Origin of the sequence: Kutzneria chonburiensis, assembly GCF_028622115.1 — a bacterium.
GTDB lineage: Bacteria > Actinomycetota > Actinomycetes > Mycobacteriales > Pseudonocardiaceae > Kutzneria > Kutzneria chonburiensis.
The window spans coordinates 5,649,727-5,673,207 of sequence record NZ_CP097263.1 but is presented as its reverse complement, the minus strand read 5'-3'; the positions used below and the strand labels follow the sequence as shown (position 1 = coordinate 5,673,207).

The window sequence follows — 23,481 nt, the reverse complement described above, 5'->3', positions numbered from 1 at the left end:
GGCGGACGGGGCCTGGTGGCTGCTCAATCCGGGCCAGCCGTGGCTGTGGTGGCACGGCGTCGGCCAGTGGCGGCCGATGATGCCGCCGGCGGACCCGGGCTTCCGGTCCACGGCCCGTCCGGCCCAGCTCCCAGGGGTGCGGGCCCGCAGCAACCGGTGTCCCAGCCGATGCCCCAGCCGATGCCCCAGCCGGGATCGCTGTACCCGCAGCAGCCGCCGGTCTCGCAGCCGTTCCCGGCCCAGCAGCAGTACGCCGGCCAGCAGCAGTTTCCCCAGCAGCCATACGCGGGCCAGCCGCAATACCCGGCCCAACAGCCGTTCCCGCAGCCCATGAACCCCTTCCCGCAGCCGATGCAACCGCAGCAAGGGCCGCCACCCCTGCCGCAGCAAGGGCAGCAGGCCTTCGCCGATCCGCTGTACGGCGGCGGTCACTTCGTGCGCACCGGCGAGCCGGTCGCGGCCTTCTTCGACAAGGCCAAGCGCGTGATCCTGTGGGCGGACGGCATCCGGCACGCGGAGAACACGGCCGGCCAGGCCAATCCGGTGATCCTGCTGATCGGCCCGCAGCACAGCGGCCAGCGCCGCCTGGTGCGCTCCTTCGCCCCGTTCATGAAGGCGACCGAGGCGATCAGCGAGTCGGAGCCGGTGATCAAGACCGCGGCCAGCCTGATCCTGTCCGCTAAAGAGCAGGAGAAATCACTCGAAGCGGTGGTTCGCGCGGCCGTCGCGTCGGCGTTCGAGAAGACGCCGGTGCTGATGATCGAGAACGCCGACGCGCTGCTGGCCGACGCCGGCGACCGTGGCAGCATCGTCGACGTCGTCGTGGAGATCGCGCATGACCAGGAGGAATGCGGCGTCTTCGTGCTGTGTGGCACGCCGGCGTTCCTCAAGCAGCTCACCGACGCGGCCCCGGCGGTCGTCCAGCGGGCGCTGGTCTACCAGCTGCCGGACTTCGAGCAGCGGCCGGCGGCCGAGGTGCTGCTGGACGTGCTGGCGGCCGAGCGCCAGGCGTCGATGACGCCGCAGGCCCGCGCCGGCCTGGCCGACCTGATCACGGGTGGCCGCACGCACCGCACGATGGGCGGCGCCCGCCGCGTCGAGGCGGTGATCGAGACGGCGTGCCAGAGCGCGATCATGCGGACCGGCATGGGCCGGGTCGACGTGCCGGACCTGGCCGAGCTGCGCCAGGCCGCCGGCAACAGCGACCGCAAGTCGGCGGCCGAGCTGCTGGCCGAGCTCAACGCCATGGTCGGCCTGGACTCGGTGAAACGCCAGGTCAACAACCTTGTTTCCGAGCTACAGGTGGACGAGCGGCGCCGCGCCGCCGGCCTGCCCATCCCGCAGCGCAGCCGGCATCTGGTGTTCACCGGCAATCCCGGCACGGCCAAGACGACCATGGCCCGGGTGATCGCCGAGCTGTACCGGGAGCTGGGCGTGCTGACCGGCGGCCAGCTCGTCGAGTGCATGCGGGCCGACCTCATCGGCGAGTACCTCGGTGAGACGGCGGGCAAGACCCGCAAGCTGATCGAGCAGGCCTACGGCGGCGTGCTGTTCATCGACGAGGCCTACAACCTGGTCGGCGGCACCGACGAGGACTACGGACCCGAGGCGGTGGCGGAACTCCTTGCGCAGATGGAGAACCACCGCGACGACCTGATCGTCATCGTCGCCGGCTACCCGCGCGAGATGAGCACCTTCCTCGACTCCAACCCGGGCCTGCGCTCGCGTTTCCAGACCCGCATCGAGTTCCCCGACTACGACAACGACGAGCTGGCCCGGATCTTCCAGCTGATGGCCAAGTCCCAGGGTTACGAGCTGGCGCCCGACCTGCTCGGCGCGTTGCCGGTGCGGATGAGCCGGATCAGCCGAGGCAAGGGCTTCGCCAACGGCCGCTCGGCCCGTCAGCTGCTGGAGGCCACGATCAGCCGGCAGTCGGCCCGGCTGGCCGCCCAGCCCAACTCGGACGTCGCCTCGCTCAACCGCCTGTTCGCCGCCGACATCCCGGCCCCGGGCGACCTCGGCGTGCGGATGGGAGACGGTGGGGCGCAACGAAGTCTGCCCGACCTGCTGTCCGAACTGGACAACATGATCGGCCTGGCCCCGGTGAAGCAGCGGGTCAGGGCGATGGTTGCGGAGATGGACGTCGACAAGCAGCGGCGGGCCCAGGGGCTGCCGGTGTCGGCGCGCAGCCGGCACCTGGTCTTCACCGGAAACCCCGGCACGGCAAAGACAACCGTGGCCCGGTTGATCGGCGAGATCTACCGCGAGCTCGGTGTGGTCACGTCCGGGCACGTGATCGAGGCGCAGCGCTCGGACCTGGTCGCCGAGCACACCGGCGGCACCGCGCCGAAAACCCGTGCGGTCTGCGAGGATGCGCTGGGCGGCATCCTGTTCATCGACGAGGCGTACACGCTGACCGGTGAGCAGGGCGACTTCGGCTCGGAGGCGGTGGCCGAACTCCTGACCCAGATGGAGAACCACCGTGCCGACATGATCGTGATCGTCGCCGGCTACCCGAAGCTGATGGACGACTTCATGGAGACCAACCCCGGTCTGCGGTCGCGTTTCGCCAATCGCGTCGAGTTCCCCGACTACAGCAACGAGGAACTGGCCAAGATCTTCCTGGCCATGGCGCACGGCCAGGGCTACACCACCTCGAACGACCTGGTGGCCGCCCTGCCGGACCGGATCCGTTTGATCCCAAGGGGTCGGGGCTTCGCCAACGGGCGCTCGGCCCGGCAGCTGCTGGAGGCGACGCTCACCCAGCAGTCGGCCCGCCTGGCCGGCGTGCAGCACGCCGACGCGGCCACCCTCAACGCGCTGACCGCCGACGACCTGCCCGCGCCGGACGAAGCCGGTGTGGCGCAAGGAAGTGGCGGGCCACGCAAGACGCTGCCCGAGCTACTGTCCGAACTGGACACGATGATCGGCCTCGACCCGGTGAAGCAGCGGGTGCGGGCGATGGTGGCCGAGATGGACATCGACAGCAAGCGTCGCGCCGCCGGCATGAAAACCGCGGAGCGCAGCCGGCATCTGGTGTTCACCGGCAATCCCGGCACCGCCAAGACGACCGTGGCCCGGCTGATCTCCCAGATCTACCGCGAGCTCGGCGTCGTGACCTCGGGGCACGTGGTCGAGGCGCAGCGCTCCGATCTCGTCGCCGAGTTCCTCGGCCAGACCGCGGTGAAGACCCGGGCGGTCTGCGAGAGCGCGTTCGGCGGCATCCTGTTCATCGACGAGGCCTACACGCTCACCGAGGGGGAGTACGCGGCCGAGGCCGTGGCGGAACTCCTTGTGCAGATGGAAAACCACCGTGACGACCTGGTGGTGATCGTCGCCGGCTACCCCAAGGAGATGGACGAGTTCATGGAGGCCAACCCGGGCCTCCGCTCCCGGTTCGCCAACCGAGTCGAGTTCCCGGACTACAGCAACGACGAGCTGGCCGGCATCTTCCGCGTCATGGCCCGCGGACAGGGCTACGAGCTGTCCGACGACCTCGTCAACGCGCTGCCGCAACGGATCACGCGCATCCCGCGCGGCCGCGGCTTCGCCAACGGCCGGTCGGCCCGGCAGCTGCTGGAGGCCGCGATCACCAAGCAGTCCGGCCGGCTGGCGGGCATGGGGGATATCGCCCCCGAAGCGCTGAACCTGTTGGTGGCCAACGACTTGCCGGCACCCGAGGACGCCGGCGTGCAGCAGGGCGACGGCTCCGCCCGGCGCAGCCTGGCCGAGCTGCTGGCCGAGCTCGACGGCATGATCGGCCTGGCCCCGGTGAAGGAGCAGGTCCGCACGCTCGTCGCCGAGACCAGGGTCGACGCCCGCCGCCGGTCGGCCGGCCTGAAGGTCGCGGCCCGCAGCCGGCACCTCGTCTTCACCGGAAACCCTGGCACCGCGAAGACAACCGTCGCCCGGCTGATCGCCCAGCTGTTCCGGGAACTCGGCGTGCTGTCGTCCGGACACCTCGTGGAGACCAGCCGCCCCGACCTGATCGGCGAGTACCTCGGCCAGACCGCGCCCAAGACCCGGGCGGTGATCGAGAAGGCCATCGGCGGCGTGCTGTTCATCGACGAGGCGTACATGCTGGTCAGCGACACGCTCTCGGACTACGGCCCGGAGGCCATCGCGGAACTGCTGGTGCAGATGGAGAACCACCGCGACGACCTGCTGGTGATCGCCGCCGGCTACCCGGCCGACATGGAGCGCTTCCTGGACGCCAACTCCGGCCTGCGGTCCCGGTTCGGGGCGACGGTGAACTTCCCCGACTACAGCGACGCCGAGCTGGTCGGCATCTTCGAGGCCATGGCCGCGGGCCAGAACTACCTGCTGTCCGAGGATCTCGTTCAAGCCCTGCCGGCGGCGATCGCCGGCATCGACCGGACGAGCGGTTTCGCCAACGGACGCTCGGCCCGTCAGCTGCTGGAGCGGACCATCGCCCGGCAGGCAGTCCGGCTGGCCGGCCCCGACGTCGACCTGGACGCCCTACCCGACGAGGAGCTCCAAACCCTGCACATCGCCGACCTCCCGGCCTGAAGTCGGCACATGCGGTCCGGATGTGCCGCTGGGAGGCAAGTATGACGCTCATGTGCCATTCGCCGGGGGTGAGTTACGGCGGTAGCAGGCGTACCTAGGGGCAGCGGGCAGCACCATTCGGCCGAACAGTTCACGACGATCGGCGCAGAATGCTCTTTATGTCCGATTGAGGCGGGCCTGCCTGGAAGGTGTGCTTCGGTGGCGTTGTCCCCCAGGAAGGGATTACCCCCGTGACAGCCCAATTCAGACGCCGGGCCGGTGCGATCGCACTGGCCGGCGTGCTCGGTGTGAGCGCATTCGCGCTGGCCACCCCTGCTGCCAGCGCGCAGGACGCGACCCCGGGTTCCGCCAAGCAGCTCGACAAGCAGGACCGCGAGCTGGTCGCCGAGGCCGAGAGGGCCGGCAAGCCCACCGTGACACTGGTGGTGGCGGCCGAGCGCGGCCGCACCGACCAGGCCGTGCAGCAGCTGCGCGACCTCGGCGGCAAGGTCGAGACCGCCGCCAAGGACGTCGACTACATCAAGGTCGAGGTGCCGCGCGACAAGGCCGAGAAGGCCGCCCAGCTGGGCGCCGTGAAGTCCGTCGATGTCGACGGCCTGATCAAGCGGGACGAGCCGAAGCCCGATGGCAGCAGCCCGGCGCAGCCCCAGACGCCGCCGGGCAAGGACACGCCGCGGGTGAACCCGTACATGCCGACCGGCGACACCGGCGCCGCGCAGTTCGCGCAGCGCGTGCCGCAGTGGGACGGCCGCGGCACGACCGTCGCGATCCTCGACTCCGGCATCGACCTCGACACCGCCGCGCTGGCCAAGACCACGACCGGCGAGCGCAAGATCGTCGACTGGTACGACGCCAACGACCCGGTCGAGTCGGGCGACGGCACCTGGGTCACGATGTCCAAGACCCGCTACACCGGCAAGTTCACCGCGGCCGGCCGCAACTGGACGGCCCCGGCGACCGGCGGTCCGTACACGATCGGCGTGCTGGCCGAGACCGCGGGCGACCTGCGCGGCGGTGAGCTGGCCGGGGACCTGAACCGGGACGGCGACAAGACCGACTCCTTCGGCGTCCTGCAGGACGTGACGACCAAGGAGGTCCGGGTCGACACCGACGGGGACGGCGACTTCACCAACAACCCCCGGATGATCGACTACAAGTTCAAGCAGGATGTCGGCCACTTCAACCCGGCTGCCAACAACGTCGCGTTCGTGGTGCAGACCGACCGCTCCGACTACACCGGCGGCGGCACGCCGTACGTGAACATCGGCATCGCCGGCGCGGCCCACGGCACCCACGTCTCCGGCATCGTCGCCGGCAACTCGCTGTTCGGCGGCAAGATGGCCGGCGCGGCGCCGGGCGCCAAGCTGATGGCGGTCAAGGTCTGCCTGACCTCGTCCTCGTGCACCAACAGCGGCCTGATCGACGGCCTGCTCTACGCCGCCCGCAACGGCGCCGACGCGATCAACATCTCGATCGGCGGCCTGCCGGCCCTCAACGACGGCAACAACGCCCGGGCCGACCTCTACAACCGGACCATCGCCGAGTTCAACGTGCAGCTGTTCATCTCCGCCGGCAACAGCGGCGCGGGCATGAACACCGTCGGCGACCCGTCGGTGGCAACCGACGCGATCAGCGTCGGCTCGTCCATCACCGACGCCACCTGGCTGTCCAACTACGGCTCGGTGACGCCGCGGAAGCTGGGCCTGCACCCGTTCTCCTCGCGCGGACCGCGTGAGGACGGCGGCTTCAAGCCCGACATCATCGCGCCGGGATCGGCCATCTCCACGATTCCGCCGTGGCAGCCGGGCGGCCCGGTCGCCGGCACATACGCCCTGCCGCCCGGGTACGCCATGTTCAACGGCACCTCGATGGCCGCCCCGCAGGCCACCGGCGCCGCGGCGCTGCTGATCAGCGCGTACAAGGCGACGCACCACGGCCAGCGGCCGCCGGTCGCCTCGCTGCGTGAGGCCATCAAGTCGACCGCCAAGTTCGTGCCGGGCCTCGGCGCGTACGAGCAGGGCGCCGGCCTGTTCGACGTCCAGGCGGCGTTCCATCGCTTGCAGGACAACGTTTCCCCGGTTTCCGTGACGGCGTCCGTGCCGGTCGACACCGTGCTCAGCGGGCAGCTCAAGCCCACGCCCGGCGTCGGTGTCGGCATCTACGACCACGAGGGCGTTGCCCCCGGCAAGGCCTACACCCGTACGTACACGCTGACCCGGACCAGCGGCCCCAACCGCAACACCCGGTACGACGTGCAGTGGACCGGCAACGACGGCACCTTCAAGTCGGCGGCGTCCGTCGTGCTGCCGCTGAACAAGCCGGTGTCGTTCGAGGTCCGGATCAAGCCGCGTGACGCCGGCATCCATTCGGCGCTGCTCAAGGTCGCCGGCACCAGCCTGCTCACCATGAACACCGTCGTGGCGACGGCCGATCTGACCGCGGCCAGCGGCTACACCGCCGCCACCAACGGATCCGTCGGCCGCAACGAGAGCACCAGCGTGCTCGTCCGGGTGCCGGTCGGGGCCACCGCCCTCAAGGTCGACCTGGCCGCGAGCACCGGGCAGGTCCGGTTCCTGCGCAACGACCCCAGCGGCGTGCCGCTGGACTCCAACGCGTCCACCAACTGCTACCTGCCCGACGCCGGGGCCGGGTGCGCCGGCGGCACGCCGACCAGCCGGACCGTGGTCAACCCGATGCCGGGCGTCTGGGAGATCACCGTCGAGGCGCGGCGGACCTCCGACGCGCTGAACACCCCGTTCACCCTGACCACGTCGCTGATCGGCACCAGGATCAGCCCCGATCCCGACACCATCGCCACTGCCACGGTCGGCACACCGATCTCCCGTACCTACACCGTGGCCAACCAGCTGTCGGCGATCAACGCCAAGCTGGTCGGCGGGCCGCTGGGCAGCCAGGCCAGTTCCCGGCCGTCCATCGCCACCGGTGACGTGCAGAAGATCGACGTCACGCTGCCGGCCGGCATGGCCAGCTTCACCGCCAGGATCGGCAACCCGGCCGACAAGGCCGCCGACCTCGACATGATCGTCTACAACTGCACCGGCGGCAGCTGTGTGCTGGCCGGTTCCAGCGGCGGGTCCACCGCCGAGGAGCAGGTGACGATCGCCAATCCGGCTGCCGGGCACTGGCAGGTCGAGATCGACGGCTACAACGTGCCCGCCGGCAGCACTGCCTACGACTACCGCGACATCTACGTCTCCCCGTCGTTGGGCAGCGTCGCCGTCACCGATGCCGGCGCCAACCGGCTGCCCGGCACCAGCTGGGCCGTCCCCGGCACCGTCACCGCGCTGGCCGCCCCCGGTGCCGGTCGGGTGCTCGTCGGCGAGCTCCAGCTCGTCACCGACAACGGCTCCGTGGTCGGCCGCTCCTCCGTGATCGTGCAGTCCGTCAGCTGACCGTCATGCTGGTGCGGTGAGTTCCAGACAGCGGCGGGTCCCGTTCGGGGCCCGCCGCTGCGCTGTCGAGATGTCGACATTTTCGGAGTCGCCGTGATCGCCGACCGCATCCGCGCCGCCCTGTCCGCCCCCGACCCCGCCGCCTTCGCCGCCCTGCTCCACCCCGACGCCCACTGGGGCGAGAGCTGCCGCAACCGCGACGAGGTCCTCGCCTGGTACCAGGGCCTGCTCGACCAGGGCGTCCGCCTCACCGTGCGGGAAATCCAGCCCGACGGCGACCGCCTCCTGCTCACCGTCGACATCGACGGCCCCGACGGCTCGTGGACCGCCCACCCGATCGTCCGCCTCGACGGCGACCTGGTGATCGACATCCAGCCGGCGGAGTGACCGGCCGGGGCCGGAAAACCCTCTTCCCGGTCCTCCGGGGCCGAAGCACCGGCTCCGGCCGGATACCCTTGAGCACGTGTCCTCCCCCTCCACGTCCCGTCGTGTCGCCCTGCTCACTCTCGGTTGCGCCCGTAACGAGGTCGACTCCGAGGAGATGGCCGGCCGGCTGACCGCCGACGGCTGGCAGCTGGTCGACCCCGACGAGGGCGGCGCGGACGTCGTGCTGGTCAACACGTGCGGCTTCGTGGAGTCGGCGAAGAAGGACTCGGTGGACACGCTGCTGGCGGCCTCGGACTCGGGGGCCAAGGTGGTGGCGGTGGGCTGCCTGGCCGAGCGCTACGGCGCGGAGCTCGCCGAGAGCCTGCCGGAGGCCAACGCGGTGCTGGGCTTCGACCACTACCCGCAGCTGGGCGAACGCCTGAACGACATCCTGGCCGGCAAGACGATCGACGCGCACAAGCCGGTCGACCGCCGCACGCTGCTGCCGATCAGCCCGGTGCAGCGCCCGCAGAAGGCGCCGGAGGTGGCGCTGCCGGGCCACGGCACGGCCTGGGGCCCGCAGGTGCTGAGGACCCGTCTGGACGACGCACCGGTGGCGCCGCTGAAGATCGCCTCGGGCTGCGACCGGCGCTGCTCGTTCTGCGCGATCCCGAGCTTCCGCGGCGCGTTCGTGTCGCGCACGGCCGAAGAGATCCTGGGCGAGGCGGCCTGGCTGGCCGAGCACGGGGTCCGCGAGCTGTTCCTGGTCAGCGAGAACTCCACCTCCTACGGCAAGGACCTCGGCGACGTCCGGGCCCTGGAGACGCTGATCCCGCAGCTGGCCCAGGTGCCGGGCATCGACCGGGTCCGCGTCTCCTACCTCCAGCCGGCCGAGACCCGCCCGGGCCTGGTCAAGGTCATCGCGACGACGCCGGGCGTGGCCGACTACTTCGACCTCTCCTTCCAGCACTCCAGCGAGGCCGTGCTGCGCCGGATGCGCCGCTTCGGGTCGACGGACTCCTTCCTGAAGCTGATCGAGCAGATCCGCGAGCTGAGCCCGAACGCCGGCATCCGCACCAACGTGATCGTCGGCTTCCCCGGCGAGACCGAGGACGACCTCAAGGAGCTGGAGCGCTTCCTCACCGAGGGCCGTCTGGACGCGGTGGGCGTGTTCGGCTACTCCGACGAGGACGGCACCGAGGCGCTGACCCTGGACGGCAAGCTGGACGCCGACACGGTGGCCGAGCGGGTGGCCCGCTTCTCGGCCCTGGTCGAGGAACTCACCAACCAGCGCGCCGAGGACCGGATCGGCCAGCAGGTGGTGGTCCTGGTCGAGCACGAGGAGGATGACGACAGCGACTGCGTCGGCCGCGCCGCCCACCAGGCGCCGGAGGTCGACGGCGAGTGCGTGATCGTCGAAGCCGAAGGTCTGAAGCGCGGCGACATGATCCGCGCCGAGGTCATCGACAGCGAGGGGGTGGACCTCATCGTTCGCCCGATCGAAGTGCTGCCGCGATGAGCCAGGACGAGCCCAGAGCCGAGGTGCCGCTGCTCAACATCGCCAACGTGTTGACGGTGTCGCGCCTGGTCATGGTGCCGTTTTTCCTGCTGGCCCTGTTCGCCGGCGGTGGCACCGACCTGTTCTGGCGGCTCGTCGCGTTCGGCGTGTTCGTGATCGCCTCGATCACCGACCGGATCGACGGCGACCTGGCCCGCAAGCACGGCCTGGTCACCGACTTCGGCAAGATCGCCGACCCGATCGCCGACAAGGCGCTCACCGGCTCGGCCCTGATCGGCCTGTCCGTGCTCGGCGACCTGCCGTGGTGGGTGACCATCGTGATCGCGGTCCGCGAGGTCGGCGTGACCCTGCTCCGGTTCTGGGTGATCCGCCGCGGCGTCATCCCGGCCAGCCGCGGCGGCAAGGCCAAGACGCTGATGCAGATCGTGGCCATCGGCTTCTACCTGCTGCCGCTGCCGCCGGTGCTGATCTTCGTGCGCTGGGTGACGATGGGCATCGCGCTCATTCTCACCGTCGTCACGGGCATCGACTACGTCGTCCGCGCGTTCCGACTGCCCGCGGCGGCGGAGACTCCGTGACCGCCGACCTGGTCCGCCGGCTGCGTGAACTAGGTCAAACGGTCGCGACCGCCGAGTCGCTGACGGCCGGCATGGTGGCGGCCGAACTGACCTCGGTCCCCGGCTCCAGCGCGGTGCTGCGCGGCGGCCTCATCGTGTACGCCACGGAGCTGAAGGCCCAGCTCGCCGGCGTGGACCGGCAGCTGCTGGCCGAGCACGGGGCCGTGCATCCGGACGTCGCGGCCCAGTTGGCCCAAGGCGCCCGCGAGCGCTGCGGGGCGACCTGGGGTCTCGGTCTGACCGGCGTCGCCGGTCCCGATCCGCAGGACGGCATCGCGCCCGGCACGGTCTACGTCGCGGTGGCCGGCCCGCCCGGTGTCGAGGTGCGGCGGTTGGGCCTTTCGGGCGACCGGCAGGACATCCGTACGGGCAGTGTCGCGGCCGTGCTGGAGCTGCTCCGGGAGTGCCTGAGGTGAACCCCGGGTAATCGAACCTGCCCGAATCCCCCGTTCGCCGGTGTGGCGAGCCGCTCGATCGTGTGGTGAACCGGAGACCGTCGCGACGCGTTGCCAAGATCGGAAGAGGATGACTCCGGAGTCGCTCGAGCCCAGGTCAAGGCGGTGTCGCGGATCTTGCCCCGACGTCACGGCCCGGGGAACATCCGAGTTGACCCAGTCGTTCGCCTTGGGCGTACGTGGTGAGAAGTCGGTGCCAGCGGGGGTGCCGTCTGGGTAACGTGGTCGGTACGGGCCCGGCTGGAAGGAGGCGCGCGATGACAGTGCTGCTTCGCGAGGCGATCGGTGATCGGCTTCGCCACACTCGCACCACCCAACACCGCACGCTGCGTGAGGTGTCCCGGTCCGCACGGGTCAGCCTGGGTTATCTGTCGGAGGTGGAACGCGGCCGCAAGGAGGCGTCCAGCGAGCTGCTGGCCGCCATCTGTGACGCGCTGGACCTGCCGATGGCCGACCTGCTGCACACCGTCGCCTCCGACATGAGCGCGCTGGCCGCCGTGGCCAACGCGCCGACCGCCGACGCGGCCGCCAAGCCGCGCGAGAAGGCGGACGCCTACGAGGGCGGCCGGCTGCTGAGCGAGTCCGTGGGGGACCACCTCAGCGATATCCGGCTCCAGCCGGTGCTCACGCACCGCCTGCCCACGCTCGCCCCGCCGCGGGGAGAGGTCGTGGTCGCCGCGTAGCACGGGAGGAGGCGCTCCACCCTGGACGAGTTCGAGCTGGTGGCGCTGCTGGTGGCGATTGCGCTGCTGGCGGCCGCCGCCGGATCGCTGCTGGTGCTCACCCGGCGTCGGCCCGTCGCCCGGGCGAGTCCACCGGCTCGCGATCCGTCGAACGACGTCCACTGGTTGGACCGCGCCCAGCTCACGGTCGATCAGCTGCGTGACCATCCGCACGCCGATGACGCCGCCGGCGTGCTCGCCGAACTGCGGGCCGCCGCCGCGGACATCGACGCCGTCAACCGCGCCCTGGCGGTGCTGCCCGTCTCCCGGCTGCGCCGGACCCGTGATCATCTGGCCGCCCGCATCGAGGCCGGCGAGACCGAGCTGACCTCGGCCCACCGTGCGGTGAGTGATCGACTCGCTACCGCGGAGCGACTGCGCGCCACCCGGGACGCCCTGACGACACGCGTGCACGCCTGCGTCATCGGGTTGGAACGCGTTCGTGATTCGGGCCACTCCGCGGGAACCGTTTCGGGGGTTGAGCTGGTCGAACTCCGTGCGAACCTGACCGAGGTCCGGGTGTTGGCCAGGGAGTTGCCCGAGGTTCCGGCTCGGGGCAGACCCTGATATTCGGCGGGGTCGGTGGTAGCGGTCCAACTCACCTGACACGATGGAACCCGCACCGCCACCGGCTCGTTGGCCTGGTCGCGGCGTTCTCGCACATCGAGGAACAGGCAGAAGGCAGGCGGAGGAGATGGCCAACCCTTTCGTGAAGGCTTGGAAGTACCTGATGGCGGCGTTCAGCGCCAAGATTGACGAGAACGCCGATCCCAAGGTGCAGATCCAACAGGCCATCGAGGAGGCCCAGAAGCAGCACCAGGCGCTGTCCCAGCAGGCCGCCGCGGTGATCGGCAACCAGCGGCAGCTGGAGATGAAGCTGAACCGGCAGCTCGGCGAGGTGGAGAAGCTCCAGGCCTCGGCCCGGCAGTCGCTCGTGCTGGCCGACGAGTCCCGGTCGAAGGGGGACGAGCAGAAGGCGCAGCAGTTCGAGCAGGCGGCGCAGTCCTTCGCCACCCAGCTGGTCACGGCCGAGCAGAACATCGAGGACCTCAAGACCCTGCACGACCAGGCCCTCCAGGCCGCCGCGCAGGCCAAGGGGGCCGTCGAGCGCAACGCCATGATGCTCCAGCAGAAGCTGGCCGAGCGCACCAAGCTGCTCAGCCAGCTCGAGCAGGCCAAGATGCAGGAGCAGGTGGCCAAGTCGCTCAACCAGATGAGCGAGCTGGCCGCGCCGGGCAACGTGCCGTCGCTGGAAGAGGTCCGGGACAAGATCGAGAAGCGGTACTCGACCGCGCTGGGCTCGGCCGAGCTGGCCAGCAACTCGGTGCAGGGCCGCATGCTCGAGGTGCAGGCCTCGACCACCGAGATGGCCGGCAGCGCCCGGCTCGAGCAGATCCGTGCCTCGCTGGGCGGCGGCTCGGTGGCCGGTCAGGTCACCAGCGGCACCCCGGCGGCGAGCCCGGCCTCGAACATCCAGGCCGAGATCGCGCAGCGGGTCGCGCAGGAGAAGCAGTCCTGAGCTAGTCGGTACGGGGAGTGGGACGATGGCGGCCGGACCGCGCAGGCGTGACCTGGGAGAGCTGATCAAGATCGGCCAGACCGTCACGGAGCAGTTGCGCGGCCCGGTCGCCGACACCGTGCGCACCAAGGTGCACGGTTGGCGTGATCCCCGCGCCAAGATGCTGCGCCGCCGTCGCCGGGCCAAGCGGGCCTTGGTCGGCTGGTCCGGCGCCACCGTGCTCGGCGGCGTCTGGATCGGCGTCGAGCACGCCGCTTTGATCAGCTTTGCCGGCGTCACCGCGATGATCGTGACCGCCCTGTTCCTGTACTGCCTCATCGGGTCCGCGCGAAAGACCCTCATGCTGCACCGGCAGCCGTTGCCCGCGGCCTTGCCACCGCCGGTTCGGCTGCCACCCGGCGGTTCGCTGGCCCGTGAGCCCATGCGCCGGTTGGCCGAGGCCGAGGCCAGCCTGGCCGAGTTGCTCGTCCAGCTCGGCACCCCGCGTCCCGGTGGGCTGGCCCCGTTGCCGGCCGAGTCCCTGGCCCACGCCCAGGAGTCCGCCACTGAGGCCGCCACTGCGTTACGGGCCGTCGCCGCCCAGCTCACCGCCGTGGAACGGGCCCGTGACATCGCCCCCATGGCCCAGCGCGGGCCGTTGGAGCTCGGCGTCTCCGACCTCAGCCGCCGCCTCGACGAGGGTTTGAACGGCTATCTCGCGCTCATCGGCACCGCCGGGCAGGCGGTCATCGCCAGCAGCGCCGTGTCGCCCAACGAGGCCTTGCTCGACGCCAGCGACCGCCTCGCCGGCCTCGCCTCGGCCCTCCGCGAACTCTCGGGCCCGGACTACAGCTGAGCGTCGGTCTCCTCGGGCTGCCGCGTTGCCTCTTCCGACTCCGCTGATCGGTTTCTGCCCATTCCGCCGACCGGGCGAAGATCATCCCACGATCCGATGACCGGTGACTCATAGTGACAAGACTGTTGGCACGTTGTGCGCGGCGGTGGAGATCATGCCGGCAAATGTGTGATTATCAGTTTGTTATCTAGCCGAGACCGCTACCCCGCGTGGCAGGATCGGTGCGGCAGTGTTGCCAGGCCCTCGGGCGAGCCGGACCCACGGGGAGGTCTGACGTGGCGTTGTGGACCGTGCACGGCGACGGTCGCCGTGTGACGGACGGCGAGGTGGTGGCCCCCGAAGAGCGGCTGAGCTGGCCGCTGACCGCCGGGTTCGGCCTCCAGCACGTGGCCGCCATGTTCGGCGCCACCGTGCTCGTGCCGGCCAGCACCGGCTTCCCGGTCGCCACCACGCTCCTGTTCTCCGGCGTCGGCACGCTGCTGTTCCTGGTCGTCACCCGCAACCGGGTGCCCAGCTACCTCGGCTCCTCGTTCGCGTTCATCTCGCCGCTGGCCGCCTCCCGGCTGGAGGGCCTGCCGGCGCAGCTCGGCGGCGTGCTGGCCACCGGCGTGCTGCTGGTGTTCGTCGGCATCGCGGTCAAGGCGCTGGGCGTGCGGCTGCTGGAGTCGCTGATGCCGCCGGTGGTCACCGGCGCCGTCGTGATGCTGATCGGCCTCAACCTGGCCCCGTCGGCCACCCACAACTTCCAGGAGCAGCCCGGGCTCGCGGTGTTCACGCTGGCCGTGATCCTGCTCTGCGGCGTGCTCGGCCGCGGCCTGTTCGCCCGGGCCTCGGTGCTGATCGGCATCCTCGCCGGCTGGCTGGCCGCGGCGCTGACCGGCCAGCTCAGCGCGGCCCGGCTGGACGACGTGGCCAACGCCGCGTGGTTCGGCTTCCCCCAGCTGACCGGGCCGGAGCTGCGGCCCAACGTGGTGCTGGCCGTGCTGCCGGTGGTGATCGTGCTGGTGGCCGAGAACGTCGGCCACGTCAAGGCGGTGGCCGCGGTGACCGGTCGCAACCTGGACGGCAGTGTCGGCGACGCGCTGATCGCCAACGGGCTGTCCACCGCGCTGGCCGGAATCGGCGGCGGTTCCGGCACGACGACGTACGCCGAGAACATCGGCGTCATGACGGCGACGAAGGTCTACTCGACCGCCGCATACGCGGTGGCCGGTATGTGCGCGATCGGGCTGTCTTTCTGCCCGAAATTCGGCACTTTGCTCAACACCATGCCGGCCGGTGTCCTCGGCGGTGCCATGGTTCTCCTGTACGGGCTGATCGCGCTTGTCGGTGTCCGTATCTGGTTGGACAACAAGGTCGATCTACTCAATCCGGTCAATGTGCTGATCGCGGGCGCCGCGCTCGTCGCCGGGGTCGGCAACCTGACCGTGGCGGTCGGCGGGGTTGCGCTGGGTGGTATCGCGTGGGGCTCACTGCTCATAGTGGTGGGACACCCCTTGCTTCGAATGCTGAAGGCGGCTCGCGGCTAACGGCAATAGTTCTGTTAAAAACTCCGATCACATTGAAAATCTCCCTGTTTCCTCAGCTTGTGCTCAGGGTTAGCCTTCTCGGCACCCGGGTGCGGGGGCTGCGGGACCCGAATGCCGCTCCGGGGCTGAAATCTGCACCCGTGACTATTTGTCGCGGGGACTTCAGAAGGGGCGAATTTCGTGCGAAGAACTCCAGCGATGCTGCTCGCGCTGGCGATGGTCGGGGCCGGAGTCTCCAGCCTCGCGCCGTCCGCCGCCGCGGCGGGGCAGTCCGTTATTCCGGACTCGCACCCGCTGTGGGCCAGCCCGAACGCGAAGGTCGGCAACGCCGACACGGCGTCCAAGCTGACTTTCCGGGTGTACCTCAAGCAGGCCGACCAGGCCGGGCTCGAGGCCGCGGCCACCGCCGTGTCCGACCCGAACAGCTCGTCCTACCGCAAGTTCCTCAGCACCGACGAGGTCAAGGCCAAGTTCGCGCCGACCGCCGGCGCGGTCACCGCGGTGCGCAACTGGCTGACCTCGGCCGGCTTCGCCGCCGGTGAGGTGCCGGCCAACAACGCCTACGTCGAGGCCACCGGCACCGTCGACCAGGTGCAGAAGGCCTTCGGCGTGAACCTGGGCGAGTACCGGGTGCAGGGCAAGACGCTGCGTTCGCAGGACCGCAACCTGTCGGTCCCGGCCGCCGTCTCCTCGTACGTCTCCGGTGTGATCAACATCGACCAGGCCATCTCGCTGCTCAAGCCGTCCCACGTCGGCGGTGCCGGCGACGCGACGCCGAACGCCGTGCAGCCCAAGGCCAAGACCAGCCAGCCCGCGGTGGCCCCGCCGCCGGCGGCGTTCGTCAACGCCCGGCCGTGCTCGGACTACTACGGGCAGAAGACCGACACGACGGACCCGGCCTACAACGGCAAGCAGCTGCCGTACGTGGTCTGCGGCTACCAGCCGGGCCAGCTGCGCGCGGCCTCCCAGCTGGACGTGGCCAACCGCTTCGGTCTCGACGGCCGCGGCGTCACCGTCGCCATCGTCGACGCGTTCGCCTCGCCCACCCTGTACGCGGACGCCGCCGAGTACGCCCAGCGCAACGACCCGGCGCACCCGCTGAAGAAGTCGCAGTACAGCCAGATCGTCTTCCCGCCCACCCCGGGCAGCGAGGACCCCGACCAGTGCGACGCCTCCGGCTGGTACGGCGAGCAGAGCCTGGACGTCGAGGCCGTGCACGCCATGGCCCCGGGCGCGAAGATCCTCTACGTCGGCGGCGCCGACTGCTCGGACGAGGGCCTGGACAAGGCGCTCAACACGATCGTGTCCAAGAACCTGGCCCAGATCGTGTCCAACTCGTACGGCAACCGCGGCGAGGACGTGCCGGCCGACGAGGTGCAGGCGTTCCAGACCATCGCCATCCAGGCGGCGGCCGAGGGCATCGGCGTGTACTTCTCCTCCGGTGACGACGGCGACGAGAGCCACAACCTGCCGGCCCCGTCGGCCGACTTCTCCGCCTCCAGCCCGTGGGTGACCGCGGTTGGCGGCACGTCGCTCGGCATCGGCAAGGACGGCCGCAAGACGTTCGAGACCGGCTGGGCCACCGGCAAGTCCTCGCTCACCGACGGCGCGTGGACCCCGGCCGCCCCGGGCGCGTGGCTGTACGGCGCCGGCGGCGGCACCTCGGTGCTGTTCCCGGAGCCGAACTACCAGAAGGGCGTCGTGCCGGACGCGCTGGCCAAGCAGAACCAGACCGGCAACAACCGCGGCCGCGTCGTCCCGGACATCTCGATGGACGCCGACCCGACCACCGGCATGCTGATCGGCCTGACCCAGACCTGGCCGGACGGCACCGTGAAGTACGGCGAGTACCGCATCGGCGGCACCAGCCTCGCCTCGCCGCTGATGGCCGGCCTGATGGCCGTGGCCGACCAGTTCGGCGGCCGGCACGGGTTCATCAACCCGTGGCTGTACAAGGCCCTGTCGCACACCCCGGCGGTCACCGACGTCAAGCCGGTCGACGGCGGCTCGGTGCGCGTCGACTTCGTCAACGGCGTCGACGACACCGACGGCTTCAAGCGCAGCGTCCGGACGTACAACAACCAGGACGAGACCATCCACACCACCCGCGGCTACGACAACATCACCGGCCTCGGGACGCCCAACGGCCTGCTTTTCCTCGGCCTGATCTGAACCAGCTCACACGTGTGGCGCCTGCCCTCCTCTCCTGGGGCAGGCGCCACTCGCATGCTCAGCCCGTGCTCTTCGGAACGGACCATTCCTCAACTCGGAGTTTGGGAATGGTCCGTTCACAGCGTCAGCGCAGCGAGCGGTTGATCCGGCGGATCAGGCCGGGGCCCTCGTAGATGAAGCCGGTGTAGACCTGCACCAGGTCGGCGCCGGCGTCGATCATGCGCTGGGCCGAGTCGGCGTCGAAGATGCCGCCGACGCCGATGATCGGCATGCGGCCGCCGGTCTCCTTGTGCACCAGGCGAACCACCTCCAGCGCGCGGCCGGCGAGGGGGCGGCCGGACAGGCCGCCGGTCTCCTGGGCCCGGGCCTGGTCGGTGGGCTTGAGGCCGTCCCGGCCGAGTGTGGTGTTGGTGGCGATGACGCCGCTGATGTCGTGCTCACCGCACACCTCCAGCAGCTCGCCGATGGCGCTGTCGGTCAGGTCGGGGGCGATCTTCACCAGCAGCGGCCGGTTGTCGGCGTTCTCCTCCTGCACGCCGGCCAGCAGCTCGTTCAACGCCGCCCGGTCCTGGAGCGTGCGCAGCCCGGGAGTGTTGGGGGAGCTGATGTTCACGGCGAAGTAGTCGCCGTGCCGGCCGAGGACCCGCATCGAGTGCCGGTAGTCCTCGACGGCCTTCTCGACCGGCGTGACCTTGGACTTGCCCAGGCTGATGCCCAGCGGCACCGGCAGCGGCCCCAGTCGGTCGAGCCGGTCGGCAAGCGCTTGCGCGCCCCGGTTGTTGAAGCCCATCCGGTTGATGACGGCCTCGCTGTCCGGCAGCCGGAACAGCCGCGGCCGGTCGTTGCCCGGCTGCGCGTGCCGGGTGACCGTGCCGACCTCGACGAAGCCGAAGCCCAGCGCCGGCCAGGCCGGCAGCGCCAGGCCGTCCTTGTCCATACCCGCGGCCAGCCCGACCGGGTTGGGGAACTGCACCCCGAACACCGTGCGCGGCGCGACCACCCCGTACCGCGCGCGCAGCGCCGACAGCACCGGCGGCATCACAGCCACCCGGCGCAGCACGCCCATCGTGCGCTCGTGGGCCACCTCGGGGTCGCCCCCGCCGAACCGGAACAACGTCCTGCGGACCAGCTGCTTGTACACCACGACCCCTATCGTGCCTGGTCACGGGCGGCACGCGGACAGCCACCACCGGTGGTGTGACGCAGCCGACGCCGGGAGTAGGCTCGAACGCCGTGACCGGGGGGCACAACGATTCAGTGGGCACGCCTACACCGTGTTCCAGGTCGGCGAGCTCTGCTTTGGCGAGGGGCACGCCGGCGAGCTGCTTGGACGTGCTCAGGGGGTTGCTGGCCAACGGGCGCTGACAGAACGGCGGGCCGAGCGCAAACTGTCCGAGCCGGGCGCGCCGCATCGGCGGATGTCTCGGGAGGACAAGGGGGCTTTCGACTTGCCGTACCAGAACCTGTCGTCATCGGCGGCGCGCCTGTACCGGCTGCTGGCCATGCACCCGGGCGCCGACTTCGCCGGCGACATGGCCGACGCGCTCGACCCCAACGGGGCCGAACTGCTCGACGTGCTCGAGGACGCGCAGCTGCTGAGGGCCTCGCACGGTGACCGCTACTCGTTCAGTCCGCTGGCCCATGGGCATGCCCTGCAACAACTGCACCGCACCGACAGCGCGGCCGAGCAGTTGGAAGCGTTGCGGGCCATGGTGTGGTGGTATGTGGACCGGGTGATCGGGGCCGACCAGGCGATCTCGTCGGGTCGCTGGCGGTTGAGTCCGCGCTATGCCGAGGTGCCGGCCTTCGACGGTGACGACACCGAGGCGATGGACCTGCTCGAGCCGGATCGGGCCAACTTCGTGCAGGTGGTGACCGCGGCGTACGAGTCCGAAATGGACGATGCCGTGCTGGCGCTGGCCGAGGCGTTGTGGGGCTTGTACTTCCACCGCAAGCTCTACACCGACTGGAAGACCGTCAACGAGGTCGCCGTGCGGGCAGCGGTGCGACGCGGGGACCGTCGGGCCGAGGCGCGGATGCGTTGCCAGCTCGGGTTCCGGCACTACGAGCTGGACGATTTCGTTGCCGCCAAGGCGGAATTCGCCGTGGCGGTGGAGGTCGAGCCGGCCGATCACCGTCAGGGCCTGGCCACCGACCTGGGGTCGCTGGCCCTCGCGCAGTACGGCCTCGGTGCGTACGCCGAGGCGCTGGACTGCATCGAGCGGGCGATTCCCCTTGCCTCCCAGGACCAGCAGCGGGCCCTGCTCGGGCACCACCGGGCTCGTTTCCTGTCCGCGCTCGGCCGCTACGACGAGGCCTTCGCCGGTCTCGGCGACGCGCTGAAACACATGCAGGACAAGGAAGACCGCTACCACGAGGGCCGGGTGCTGACCAGCATCGGCGAGACCTTCCTGCGGGCCGGTGAGCCAGCCAGGGCCGCCGCCGAGCTCGGTCGGGCGTTGGAGGCCATGGTCGAGAAGCACCGGCTGTTCCAGGAGGCCGTCGTTCGTGGGCTGCTCAGCGAGGCCCACGAGCAGCTCGGCCACCGTGACGCCGCCTTGGCCGAGGCCCGCAAGGCCCACGCCATCCTGCACGTGTTGGAGCACCCTCGTGAACCCGTTGCCCGGCAACGGGTCGACGCGCTCAGTTGACGGTGCTGGGTGGTTCGGCCATGCGCGGCTCAGTGGCCGCGGATATGGACGTTGCCCTTGATGTCCCGACTCTGTATGACGGTTCCGCTGACCGGACCGCTGACGTTGTTGTTGGTGCCGCCCGACTTCGCGTTCTGCTCCGTCTTGCTGGCGTTGACGGCGATCTCCGACTTCGCCGTGCTCCACAGCTCGCGCAGCTCCGCGCCGAAGGTCGGATCGGCCTCCTCGGCCCGGTGCAGGACCTTGGCCAGCGCGTCGACCCACATGGTGTTGTCCGGGTCCTCCTTCGCCGACGCCAGCACCACCTCGGCGCCGGGGTCCTTGGCGAACTTCTCCTTCACCCGCTGCACGAGCTTGGCGATCGCCTTGCCGCCCGCGGTCACGGCCTCCTTGGCCACCGCACCGGCGATCGCGGTCAGGATCGGATCCATACCTCACCCCTCGTCACGACAACCGTTCAACGGTAGCAGCGGGGAGGCGAGGCGTGTCCTGCTCCGTCCTCGCCTCCCCGTCACCCGCTCAGCTCACGGCGATGCCCTGCGCGCTCGCCGGCACGTCGAGCGACGCGACCTGGGTCAGGGTGGCGTCGTCCTCGACGTGATAGCCGAAGACCTTGCCCTCCGCCGCCAGTTGCACGTACAGGAACCGCTCGTCCGAGGTGACCGCCATGTCGATCGGGAACGCCCCGGTCGAGGTCTGGTTGAGCACCGTCGGCGTGCCGTCCTCGTCGATGCGGTAGCAGCTGATGGTGTTGCTGCCGGCATCGGTGACGTAGAAGTTCCCGTTGGCCCGGACAATCCAGCACATCGCGGCCTTGCCGTCCGGCTGGCTGGCCACCCGCCGCGTCTTGCCGTGGTGCAGCGTGTACGTGGTCAGCACGCCCAAGGCGGCGTCGGTCACGGCCAGCCGGCCGTAGCCGTCGAAACCGAAGCCGAACGGCGCGGGCGTGCCGGCGGAGTTGGCGGTGAACTCCGCCGACGGCCGCCCGTCCGCGCCGATCGCGAAGACGTCCAGCAGGCCACCGCCGCCGGCCTTGGTCGCGACGACCAGCTCGCTGCCGTCCGGCGAGAACACCAGCTGCGCCGGGCTGACCACGTTCTGCCCGGGACCGCTGGCCGGGGTCAGCTCCAGCGATCGGGTGGAGTCCTCGACGGCGTGCAGCCGGCCGCCGGCGATCCGGTAGCCGGTGATCGAACCGCCGGCGTGGGCGTTGAGCACGTACAGCAGATCGTTGTGCTGGGCCAGGCTGACCGGCAGCACGCCGCCCGACGGCACGACCTGCCGCAGGTGCGGATGCGGACCGGTGCCGCCGAGCACGGACACCGTGTTGCTGCCGGCGTTCACCGCGAACAGCAGCCGGTGCCGCCGGTCGTAGACCAGCGATCCCTGGGAGTCCAACGGATCGAAGGTCAGCCCGTCGTGGGCGCCGCCGTCGCCGTCGGTGTCCAGCGTGCTGACGAGCTCCAGCGCCCCGTTGTCGTCGATGGCGCACACCAGCACCTGGTTGCCGGCCAGGTTGTTGGTCTGCACGAACAACACGTCCATCGCCGCCCCCTCAGTCCGCGACCACGCCGGCGAAGCGGAGCAGCTCGGCCATGCCGAACCGGCCCTCGCTGTCGGCCAGCGTCGGCGTCCAGATCGGGTACGTGGCGCGGTACGAGATCGGGTCGGCGTCGAGCAGTCCGACCAGCACCTCGCTGACGATGATCGCGCCGACCGAGCCCAGCCGGCCGCCGCGGTGGCGCAGCTCGGCCTCCTTGAGGATGTAGAACCACAGGTAGGCCGGTCCGGTGATGCCCAGCTCGGCCTCGGTCAGCGGCACCTGCCCGATCTTGCGGGAGATGTCCTGGCCGGACGGCAGCTGCTGCACCTCGCTGCGCAGCAGGTTGCGCACCACCAGGGACCGCAGCTGGCGGCCGATCTCCACCGGCACGTCGGTGATCGGCGGCAGGTCGAGCAGCCGCACGTTCAGCTTCGCCTCGATGCGCTTGGCCCGCTGCGGCCGCGAGCCGTCGATGGCGAAGAAGTGCCGGAAGTCCAGCGCGAACTCCGGTGCGACGGGCCCGCCGCGCAGGTCGGCGCGGTCGTGCGGGTCCGGCGGCGTCGGCTCGGTGAAGTCCAGCGGGAACAGCGGCAGCGTGTGCTTGTCGTTGATCGTGTAGTCGGACCGGATCGTCGGGTGCATGAAGCGGAACGCGGCGACCGCGAACTCCACCGGGATGAACGGATGGCCGCCCGGGTCGAAGAACTGCAGCCCGTCCCGGTCGATGGCGTCCACGCTGTCCTGGCCGCAGACCAGCGGCAGGTACTCGTGCACGATGATCCACTGGTAGTGCCAGCGCACGATCTGCTGGGCCGCCGCGAACAGGTCGTCCCAGTACGTGCGCACGCTGAGCAGATCGGCGATGGACGCGTTGGGCGGCGGGTTCGGGTCGCCGGTGGGCGGCGGCGGGAACCGGTTGCCGAACACGTCGGTGATCTCGCCGTCGCGCAGCCCGTCGACCACCCGGTTGTGGAACTTGATGAACGCCAGGTGTACCTGGTTGAGCAGCAGGTTCTCGTCGTTGCGCGGGTCGCCGATCAACGCGGTGCCGTCGGCCGTGCGGGCCAGGTCGACGCCGTCCGGTGACAGCACCAGCTTGGTGTTGTGCGAGGTGGTGTCGTACAGCAGCGGGCTGGCGAACGGGCCCGACCCGTACAGGTGGTCGAGGTCGAGCATCGGCGGCCGGAAGTTGGTCGTGGCCTCCGGATCGACCTGCCGGCCCAGGTTGCCGGTGGCGTCGAAGGTGATGTTGTGGTCGATGAACTGGCCGAGGAAGGTGAAGCCCGCGTCCATGGTCGGGCTGTCCTGTTGGGTGGTGGTGTCGCCGCCGTCCATCAGGCCGCCGGGCAGCCCCAGCCGCTCGGCCGGCGGCAGCCCCGTCGGCGGTCGCGCCGGCAGGGTCGGGAACATCCGGCCGAACCGCCCGGTGGGCGGGGCGGCGCCGCGTGGCACGTCAAGGCCGCGGATCTCGAAGCCGTGCTTGGTCGTCACTGAACCCCCTCAGTGCGTGCGCCGAGGGCCGCCCTCCCCAGAGCGAGCGCCATCGGCGTGTGTGCGAACTCGGTGTCGCGGACCTAGCGGCCGGTCACCCCCGTGGTCATCGGCCGTGC

17 protein-coding genes are annotated in these 23,481 nt (G+C 70.4%); 13 read left to right on the top strand and 4 right to left on the bottom strand.

Annotated elements, in window-relative coordinates:
* Positions 1-180: 180 nt before the first annotated feature.
* The 12 genes from M3Q35_RS25550 to M3Q35_RS25495 all read left to right on the top strand — a co-directional run bounded on the left by M3Q35_RS25550 (position 181) and on the right by M3Q35_RS25495 (position 17,677).
* Positions 181-4,530 (top strand): AAA family ATPase, encoded by a 4,350-nt coding sequence (locus M3Q35_RS25550; protein WP_273935045.1) that lies wholly within the window; start codon positions 181-183, stop codon positions 4,528-4,530.
* Between the two features lie 221 nt (positions 4,531-4,751).
* Complete coding sequence (locus M3Q35_RS25545; protein ID WP_273944461.1) at positions 4,752-7,943, top strand: S8 family serine peptidase; 3,192 nt, start codon at positions 4,752-4,754, stop codon at positions 7,941-7,943.
* 93 nt (positions 7,944-8,036) lie between these two features.
* A complete protein-coding gene (locus tag M3Q35_RS25540; RefSeq protein ID WP_273935044.1) occupies positions 8,037-8,330 on the top strand; it encodes a nuclear transport factor 2 family protein in 294 nt (97 codons plus the stop codon).
* 76 nt (positions 8,331-8,406) lie between these two features.
* Positions 8,407-9,828: a 30S ribosomal protein S12 methylthiotransferase RimO gene (gene rimO / locus M3Q35_RS25535; protein WP_273935043.1), complete on the top strand. Its 1,422-nt coding sequence runs from the start codon at positions 8,407-8,409 to the stop codon at positions 9,826-9,828.
* Positions 9,825-10,406 carry a CDP-diacylglycerol--glycerol-3-phosphate 3-phosphatidyltransferase gene (gene pgsA / locus M3Q35_RS25530; protein ID WP_273935042.1) on the top strand — a complete coding sequence of 194 codons (582 nt, stop codon included), beginning with the start codon at positions 9,825-9,827 and terminating at the stop codon, positions 10,404-10,406. The genes rimO and pgsA overlap by 4 nt, the downstream gene beginning before the upstream one ends.
* On the top strand, positions 10,403-10,861 hold the full coding sequence (locus M3Q35_RS25525; protein ID WP_273935041.1) for a CinA family protein: 459 nt from the start codon (positions 10,403-10,405) through the stop codon (positions 10,859-10,861). The genes pgsA and M3Q35_RS25525 overlap by 4 nt, the downstream gene beginning before the upstream one ends.
* 296 nt (positions 10,862-11,157) lie before the next feature.
* Positions 11,158-11,583: a helix-turn-helix domain-containing protein gene (locus tag M3Q35_RS25520; RefSeq protein ID WP_273935040.1), complete on the top strand. Its 426-nt coding sequence runs from the start codon at positions 11,158-11,160 to the stop codon at positions 11,581-11,583.
* A 39-nt stretch (positions 11,584-11,622) separates the two neighbouring features.
* The gene (locus M3Q35_RS25515; protein ID WP_273935038.1) at positions 11,623-12,189 is read left to right on the top strand and encodes a hypothetical protein; all 567 of its coding nucleotides are present in this window, start codon (positions 11,623-11,625) and stop codon (positions 12,187-12,189) included.
* 127 nt (positions 12,190-12,316) lie between these two features.
* Positions 12,317-13,141: a PspA/IM30 family protein gene (locus M3Q35_RS25510; protein WP_273935037.1), complete on the top strand. Its 825-nt coding sequence runs from the start codon at positions 12,317-12,319 to the stop codon at positions 13,139-13,141.
* A gap of 25 nt (positions 13,142-13,166) precedes the next feature.
* Entirely contained in the window at positions 13,167-13,976 is an 810-nt protein-coding gene (gene pspM / locus M3Q35_RS25505) for a phage shock envelope stress response protein PspM (RefSeq protein WP_273935035.1), read from the top strand.
* Between the two features lie 275 nt (positions 13,977-14,251).
* Positions 14,252-15,505: a uracil-xanthine permease family protein gene (locus M3Q35_RS25500; RefSeq protein WP_273935034.1), complete on the top strand. Its 1,254-nt coding sequence runs from the start codon at positions 14,252-14,254 to the stop codon at positions 15,503-15,505.
* A gap of 180 nt (positions 15,506-15,685) precedes the next feature.
* The gene (locus tag M3Q35_RS25495; RefSeq protein ID WP_273935033.1) at positions 15,686-17,677 is read left to right on the top strand and encodes a S53 family peptidase; all 1,992 of its coding nucleotides are present in this window, start codon (positions 15,686-15,688) and stop codon (positions 17,675-17,677) included.
* A 124-nt stretch (positions 17,678-17,801) separates the two neighbouring features.
* On the opposite strand, the gene M3Q35_RS25490 is transcribed toward M3Q35_RS25495, so the two are convergent.
* Complete coding sequence (locus M3Q35_RS25490) at positions 17,802-18,821, bottom strand: quinone-dependent dihydroorotate dehydrogenase (RefSeq protein ID WP_273935031.1); 1,020 nt, start codon at positions 18,819-18,821, stop codon at positions 17,802-17,804.
* 274 nt (positions 18,822-19,095) lie between these two features.
* Here M3Q35_RS25490 and M3Q35_RS25485 point away from each other — a divergent pair, with 274 nt between their 5' ends.
* Positions 19,096-20,328 (top strand): tetratricopeptide repeat protein, encoded by a 1,233-nt coding sequence (locus M3Q35_RS25485; protein ID WP_273935030.1) that lies wholly within the window; start codon positions 19,096-19,098, stop codon positions 20,326-20,328.
* A 29-nt stretch (positions 20,329-20,357) separates the two neighbouring features.
* Here M3Q35_RS25485 and M3Q35_RS25480 read toward each other — a convergent pair whose 3' ends face one another.
* The 3 genes from M3Q35_RS25480 to M3Q35_RS25470 all read right to left on the bottom strand — a co-directional run bounded on the left by M3Q35_RS25480 (position 20,358) and on the right by M3Q35_RS25470 (position 23,362).
* Positions 20,358-20,759, bottom strand: coding sequence for a hypothetical protein (locus M3Q35_RS25480; protein ID WP_273935029.1), 402 nt, complete (start codon positions 20,757-20,759; stop codon positions 20,358-20,360).
* Positions 20,760-20,847: 88 nt separating this feature from the next.
* The gene (locus M3Q35_RS25475; RefSeq protein WP_273935028.1) at positions 20,848-21,873 is read right to left on the bottom strand and encodes a lactonase family protein; all 1,026 of its coding nucleotides are present in this window, start codon (positions 21,871-21,873) and stop codon (positions 20,848-20,850) included.
* Between the two features lie 10 nt (positions 21,874-21,883).
* Positions 21,884-23,362, bottom strand: coding sequence for a peroxidase family protein (locus M3Q35_RS25470; RefSeq protein WP_273935027.1), 1,479 nt, complete (start codon positions 23,360-23,362; stop codon positions 21,884-21,886).
* Between the last annotated feature and the right edge of the window lie 119 nt (positions 23,363-23,481).